The organism is Mycobacterium sp., assembly GCF_019243155.1.
Lineage (GTDB): Bacteria > Actinomycetota > Actinomycetes > Mycobacteriales > Mycobacteriaceae > Mycobacterium.
In genome coordinates, this window is the sequence record NZ_JAFAUS010000526.1 from 1 (window position 1) to 3,011 (window position 3,011).

The 3,011-nt window shown below is 64.4% G+C and carries 3 protein-coding genes; 1 reads left to right on the forward strand and 2 read right to left on the reverse strand.

Going from position 1 to position 3,011, the window contains the following annotated elements; all coding sequences use genetic code 11:
• Nucleotides 1-1,593: NRAMP family divalent metal transporter (locus JOZ00_RS26580; RefSeq protein ID WP_293350531.1), on the forward strand; the 1,593-nt coding region annotated here is incomplete at its 5' end.
• Nucleotides 1,594-1,609: 16 nt separating this feature from the next.
• Here JOZ00_RS26580 and JOZ00_RS26585 read toward each other — a convergent pair.
• On the reverse strand, nt 1,610-2,623 hold the full coding sequence (locus JOZ00_RS26585) for a TIGR03617 family F420-dependent LLM class oxidoreductase (RefSeq protein WP_293350534.1): 1,014 nt from the start codon (nt 2,621-2,623) through the stop codon (nt 1,610-1,612).
• 114 nt (nt 2,624-2,737) lie between these two features.
• Nucleotides 2,738-3,011 (reverse strand): VOC family protein (locus JOZ00_RS26590; RefSeq protein ID WP_293350537.1); only part of this gene is annotated, 274 nt, incomplete at its 5' end.

Genomic DNA, 3,011 nt, shown 5'->3' on the forward strand with positions numbered 1-3,011 from the left:
GACTCGGCGCACCTCGGCGATATCGAAGGCGCGTTCGGCCGCATCAGCCTCGGCGAGACCGAGCATGCCCGCACCTGGAAGACGCGGCTACTGACTCTGCTCGCCATCGTCGGCCCCGGAATCATTGTGATGGTTGGCGATAACGACGCCGGCGGGGTGGCGACCTACGCTCAGGCGGGCCAGAACTACGGCTATTCGTTGTTGTGGGTGCTATTGCTGCTCATCCCCGTGCTGATCGTCAACCAGGAGATGGTGGTGCGGCTTGGCGCGGTCACCGGCGTCGGACATGCCCGGTTGATCAACGAGCGTTTCGGCCGGGGTTGGGGCTGGTTTTCGGTCGGCGACCTGTTCTTGCTGAATTTCTTGACGATCGTCACCGAATTCATCGGGATCTCGCTGGCCGCCGAATACATCGGCATCTCCAAATATGTTGTGGTTCCTATCTCGGCGGTGGCACTCGTCGCGATCATGGCCAGCGGCAGCTTCCGTCGCTGGGAGCGGGCGATGTTCATTTTCATCGCCATCACACTGCTGCAGATCCCCATGCTGCTGATGTCCCATCCCATGTGGCTACATGCGGCCAAGTCATTTGTGGTGCCGAGCATTTCGGGTGGCATCAGCTCGGATGCGGTGCTACTGATCATCGCCATCGTCGGCACTACAGTGGCGCCCTGGCAGTTGTTCTTCCAACAGTCCAACGTCGTCGACAAGCGCATCACCCCGAGGTTCATGGCCTACGAACGCGCCGACACCGTGCTGGGGGCTTTCGTGGTGGTGGTTGGCGCGGCGGCGTTGGTGATGACCGGTGAGTGGGCCGCGCGTTCCACCGACACCGTCGGCGGTTTCACCGACGCGGGCGCGATCGCTCACCTGCTTGGCCAACACCGCGGGTCGCTGGGCTGGATTTTCGCGATTGTGTTGATGGACGCGTCGATCATCGGCGCGGCCGCGGTCACCCTGGCCACCAGTTACGCGTTCGGCGACGTGTTCGGCCTGAAGCACTCGCTGCACCGCGGGTTCGCCGACGCCAAGCAGTTCTACCTGTCCTATACCGGCATGGTGGCGCTGGCCGCGGCGATCGTCCTGATCCCCGGCGCTCCACTCGGGTTGATCACCACCGCCGTACAGGCCCTCGCCGGTCTGCTGTTGCCCAGCGCCAGCGTCTTTCTGCTGCTGCTGTGCAACGACCGGGAAGTCCTGGGCCCCTGGGTGAATCGACGCTGGCTCAACTGGGTCGCGGGTCTGATCGTGGGCACGCTACTGCTGTTGTCGGGGATCCTGATGGCGACCACGTTGTTCCCCCACATCGACGTCGTTTCGGTCGCCACCTACCTGGCCCTGGCCATGGTTGTACTCGGGATCGCGGCGGTGCCGACGCTGCGCTGGATGGCGCGCCGCCAACCCGCGCCCCCACCGCCGCAACTTCCGGCACGCGGCGTCGACCGCAGCACCTGGCGGATGCCACCCCTGACGCTGCTCGCGCCGGTGGTCTGGTCACCCGGCACGCGACTGGGCATGATCGCGCTGCGGTCCTACCTCGTGATCGGGGCGCTACTATTGGTGGTCAAAGCGATCCAGATCGGCCACGGCTAATCGGTTTTCGGCGTAATCACCGCTGTATCCGGCGCGCCACCTCGCCATAGCGCTCGAACCGCTCCGGATCGCCGACGGAGTTGTACATCACGAGACGCGTCGCCATCGCGTCGTATTTCTTGGTCAGCGCATCGGCCAGCCCGTCCCAGGTTGACTCCGTTGCGAAGGCGGCGACGTGAGCATCACTGACTTGCGCGGCCATCCCGGCGAAGTCGCCGGCCTTCTGCTTCTCCCGGATCCGGGCAGTCGTGCCCTCGAACCCAGCCTCGTCCCAGATGAACGCGTAGTTGGGGGTGCTGCCGTAGAAAGCCATGCTGGCGCGCACCGTTTCTCGTTGCTTGTCGCGCTCTTCGTCGGTGTCGCCGACGATTGTCATCACCGGCACGATGATCGCGATGTCCGACAACGACCGACCCGATTTTGCCGCTCCCTCGGCGACGCTTGGTATGACGTGTCGGACCAGATATCCGGGCTCGCCGATCGGGTGGACGTGTACGCCGTCGGCCACTTCGCCCGCCATGCGCAGCATCCATGGATTGACCGACGCGATATCGACTTTGGGATCGGGAGCGTCGATGGGCCCGGGGCTCCACTGCGGGGTGATGAAATCGAGGTCGTAGAAGTCGCCGTGATGGTCCAGGTTGCCCGAGCGGAACGCCGAGAAGCATGCCTTCACGGCCCGCAGGTAGTCGCGCAGTCGTGGGCCGGGTCGCTCGAATGTCGCGCCGTAGCGGCGCACGACGTGGGTGCGCACCTGGGTGCCCAGACCCAGCCGGAAGTTCCCGTTGGTCGCCTCCTGTAGCTCCCACGCGGCGGCCGCGGTCACGAACGGGCTGCGCGGAAAGGCCACCGCGACACCGGTGGACAGTTCGAGGCCCGGCGCGGCCTGCGAGGCCACGGCGGCATTGAGGTAGGCCGTGCGACCCGTCTCGGTGAACAGCAGGCCGGAGAATCCGGCGGCCTGCGTACGTCGGGCGAGGTCGCCGATCTGGCCGAGCGGCTGGGGAATCGTCATCGCGTCCACGTGCATTCCTGGCAGCCTACGTTGAAAGCATTTGCGGGAGGTTGTGACGGGCGTCATTTGGGCGGGTCGCAGCGTCGCAACAGATTTCGCTTTTGACCGCATTGAAGAATCCTCAAGCAGCTATGGGTGGTCGGCTTTGAAGAACATCTCGAATTGAATCCCGTCGGGATCCTTGAACGTCAGTACCGCGCCGTATTCGCGGTCGGCTATCGGCGAGTGAATCACGCCGAGCTGCTCGAAACGAGCCAGCCACTCATCCAACTCGGCCCGCGTGTCGACTTTGAACCCCATGTGGTCGAAACCGGTACGCCGCGGATCGAAGGCCTCGCCGCGGTTTTCGTCATGCTGCTGGAACTCGATGATGGTTCGCGACGAGTGATGCATGAGCAGAATG